A 3,963-nucleotide genomic window follows, 5' to 3' on the forward strand; every position below is an offset into this window, starting at 1 on the left:
AGGCAGGTCGAGCGGTTCCTCCCCGATAACCTCCTCCGTATATTGCGCCTTCTTTTTGAAACCCACGACGTGGTTGGTGACCTCGACCTCCCCCAGGTACAGGTTCACCTTCCCGACCTTCTTCTTATTCAATACCTTCACTATGTGCAAATCCTCGATTTCCTTGGTCTGGGTGTAGTAATTGGCACTTGTCGGCTCGGCATAGGCGGTACGCTCCTTCAGGTCCAGCTCTTTGACTAAATAAGACTCTCCCTGATGGAGGTAGATGGCGCCGGGGTGTATCTGAAAGAAGGCCACGCTGGCCTCCACCGTCTCCAGCAGTGAGTCCGTTGACGTGTCCACCACATCAAAATTTTTGCCCGACGTGGAACGAATATTGACCGCCTGCGCCGGATAGGCAATCGCCGGGGACAGGTACCACCTCTGGTTGCGCTCCCGCAGGATACCCTGTTCTGCCAGCATATCTCTTTCCTGTGTGTAGGCAGGGCCGAATATCTGCTCGTCACCGCTATCGAGAGGACACTCCCAGGCGGCACACAGCAGGTGGGCCCGTAAAATATAGGGGTTACTTGGATTTACCAGCGCATTTTCAAAGTTTTTGCCAAAGAATGAATCCGGGTGCCGCATAAAATACTGGTCCAGCGGGTTGTTCAGCGCCACCAGGAAGCTCATTGATTGTTCCTGGCCCCGCCCGCTTCGGCCTGCCTGCTGCCAGGTGCTGGCAATGGTGCCCGGATAGCCCGCCAGCACCGTCGCCTCAAGGTCGCCGATATTTATGCCCAGCTCCAGCGCATTCGTGGCCACCGCGCCGGTAAGCTGTCCGCTGAAAAGCTCTCTTTCTATCTGACGACGCTCTTCGGGAAGGTAGCCGGCGCGATATGGCTTAATCTGCGGCGGCCGTCCGATACTTATCTCCGTCAGTCTTTCTCTGGAATAGATATAGATTAACTCGGTAAGGCGGCGGGTGCGGGCAAAGGTCAGGGTACGGATATCCTGGTTCACCAGCTCGGTGAACAGATGGGTGGCCTCGCTGTTGGCGCTGCGGCGGACGCTTTTCGCTTCATCGATAACGGGCGGGTTCCAGAAAACGAAGTCCTTACCGCCGTGAGGTGAGCCATCACCGTCAACCACCTCGAATGGCAATCCGACCAGTTGCTCGGCGTGTTCACCCGGGTTGGCAATGGTCGCCGAACAGCAGATGAACTGCGGGTTGGAGCCGTAGAGTCGGCACAAACGCCGCAGTCGCCGCAGCACACCGGCCACGTGTGAGCCAAAGACGCCGCGGTAAGTATGGGCCTCATCCACCACCACGTATCGCAGGTGGCGCAGCAGCCTCGACCAGTACTGATGGTTGGGCAGGATACCCAAGTGCAGCATATCGGGATTGCTCAGGATTATCCGGGCGCGTTTCCTAATCTCGGCACGCTCCGCTTTTGGCGTATCGCCATCAAACGTATCCAGTTCCTCAAACTGGAAAAGGTCTGGGGCGAATAGTTTATGTAAAGCACGCAACTGGTCCTGCGCCAAAGCCTTCGTCGGGAAGAGATAGATAGCACGGCTCCCTCCGTCTGCCAAGAGTGCCTCGGCAACCGCGATATTGTAGCAGAGGGTCTTCCCACTGGCGCTGGCCGTGGCCACCATAACGTTCTGCCCCGCGTGTATCTTGTTGACCGCTTCCGCCTGATGTGTATAAAGAGGAAAAAGCCCTTGAGCCTGCAGGCGCTCCAGTAGTTCCGGAGCTAACGGCTGGTCAAGTTCAGCGTACTCGGCACGGCGGGGGTGAATGCGCTCCACATAAGCTATCTGGTCGGCAAAAGTAGGTTGGGACTGGAGATGATGCAGGAAGGCCAGAGTATCCACTGCGACCCTCTCTTATCAGACAGGCAGTATCTCGATTTCGTAATCGAGAATCTCGACCTCAAATCGACTGTTGATCACGAAATCAACCACTTTGGACAGTACTTCGTTGGCATGCCGGTTTTCATTGCTGACACAGCAGATACCGATGGTCGCCAGCTGCCAGCGGTCATGGTTGTCCACTTCGGCCACGGAGACATTGAACTTGTTTCCGACGCGACTGGTTATGGACTTGAGTACCTGCCGCTTGCCTTTCAGAGACAGGTTCTCCGGCAGGCGAAGGTTTATCTTGCACATGCCAACATTCATCGATGTATCCAGCTGGAATAAATGAATAAAACTGAACCTGGCCCGGCTCCGCAATAACCCTTGCTTCTAATGTAGCATTCCACCTCACGGGTGTCAAACCGATAATTCAATGGTCAATCGATGCTGCTTGCCCGCATCGGACAACCTGTGCTATGATTATATATCCGACTCGGGACTGACCCTAAAACCGTCCACCAGAACTTTCCAAAGGTGAATAGCCAGATGCCGAAGATTTATTTTATTGACGTGACCAACCGCGATGGGGTGCAGACCGCCAAGCTCGGCCTGTCCAAGCTGGAAAAGACGCTGATTAACCTCTACCTCAATGAGATGGGCGTTTTTCAGTCGGAGTTTGGCTTCCCCACCACCAGGCACGAGACCCTGTACCTCCAGGCAAATCTGGAGCTGGCGGAGATGGGAGTCCTGCAACCGATTCGACTGGAGGGCTGGGTCAGGGCCATCGCCAGCGATGTTGAGACGGCATTCTACCTAGTACCGGATATCAAGCACCTGAATATCTCCATCTCCACATCAGCCCAGATGATCAATGGAAAATTCCAGGGCAGAAAGCAGCAGGAAGATATCATCCATGATATGACCGGGGCGTTAGACGCTGCCAAAGCGCTGGGGGCAGAATCGGTGGGGGTGAATGCGGAAGACGCATCGAGGACTGACATCAAATTTCTCCTCAGGTTCGGCCTGGCGGCCAGAGAACACGGTGCCGACCGTCTCAGATACTGCGACACCCTTGGCTACGATAACCCGTTTACCATTTACGAAACCATCAAAAGCCTGGCGGAAAACATCGGCATACCCATTGAAATACACTGCCATGGCGACCTGGGGATGGCGGTGGCCAATTCCCTGGCCGGGGCAAAAGGGGCTATTGACGGCGGCCAGGATGCCTACATCAATACCACCGTGAACGGCGTTGGCGAAAGGGCCGGCAATGCCGACCTGGTGGCGGTGATGCTGGCGATAGCCAAATCAAAGCAATTTGCCGAGAAGTACCAGCTGGGGCAGCCGATTGATTTATCCAAGTCGTTTAAGATAGCCAAGTTTGCCAGCTACGCTTTTGGTGTGCCCATCCCCATCAACCAGCCAGGAGTTGGCGCGAACGCCTTCGCCCACGCTTCCGGAATTCATGCCGACGGCGTGCTAAAAGACCCGGAGAACTACGAATTGTACGGATATGAGGAGCTGGGGCGAGGCGACCCGGTAATGGTGGAGACGGGTCGAGAAATCATCGCCGGGCAGTACAGCGGGATATCCGGCTTCAGCCATATTATGGGTAAAATGGAAGTACGGTTCAGCAGCCGTGAAGAAGCCTCTGAGATTCTGGAGCTGGTCCGCTATGCCAACGTGGAATCCCAGAAACCCCTCGTTGAGGACGAGCTTCTTTTTATCGCTAAATATCCTAAGATAGCCAAAAAGCTGCTGACACTGACGCCGCTGGCGTAGCAGAAATAATTATAAATCACCGGGGCTGCCATCAAAAGCAGCCCTTCTCATTTACGAACCATGAGGGAGGTGGCCGGAAATAAAAAGCCAAAGAGCGACCATCCTGGGTGAAGCCATATTCGGAAAGTTAATGCCTGTCGCGCTGCTCTGCAATGATAATCTTTGACATTAAATCATAAAACGGTTGACGTGAAGCAGGCGATTACCTAATAATTATGTCTGGAAAAGCCTTGAAGGGGGGTGGAAAATGGCGACCAAAGAACTGGTAAAGCTGGAAAATGTTTGGGTTCACCATGACAGTGTTCCGGTGCTGGAAGCGATAAACCTTTCCATAGA

General features: G+C 54.3%; 3 protein-coding genes. 1 reads left to right on the forward strand and 2 read right to left on the reverse strand.

What is annotated here, in order from left to right:
- Together KKD83_05750 and KKD83_05755 are read right to left on the reverse strand one after the other, a co-directional pair.
- On the reverse strand, nucleotides 1-1,860 hold a 1,860-nt coding region (locus tag KKD83_05750; GenBank protein ID MBU2535650.1), incomplete at its 3' end, for a DEAD/DEAH box helicase.
- A gap of 15 nt (nucleotides 1,861-1,875) precedes the next feature.
- On the reverse strand, nucleotides 1,876-2,166 hold the full coding sequence (locus KKD83_05755; GenBank protein ID MBU2535651.1) for a DUF503 domain-containing protein: 291 nt from the start codon (nucleotides 2,164-2,166) through the stop codon (nucleotides 1,876-1,878).
- Nucleotides 2,167-2,388: 222 nt separating this feature from the next.
- Between KKD83_05755 and KKD83_05760 the strand changes: the two genes are divergently transcribed.
- Nucleotides 2,389-3,627: a homocitrate synthase gene (locus KKD83_05760; GenBank protein ID MBU2535652.1), complete on the forward strand. Its 1,239-nt coding sequence runs from the start codon at nucleotides 2,389-2,391 to the stop codon at nucleotides 3,625-3,627.
- Nucleotides 3,628-3,963 lie beyond the last annotated feature (336 nt).

The sequence above is a fragment of the Chloroflexota bacterium genome (assembly GCA_018829775.1).
GTDB lineage: Bacteria > Chloroflexota > Dehalococcoidia > Dehalococcoidales > RBG-16-60-22 > E44-bin89.

Coding starts and splice junctions, on each gene's coding strand:
- KKD83_05755 (MBU2535651.1), bottom strand. CDS start 2,166: ATGAATGTTGGCATGTGCAAGATAAACCTTCGCCTGCCGGAGAACCTG.
- KKD83_05760 (MBU2535652.1), top strand. CDS start 2,389: ATGCCGAAGATTTATTTTATTGACGTGACCAACCGCGATGGGGTGCAG.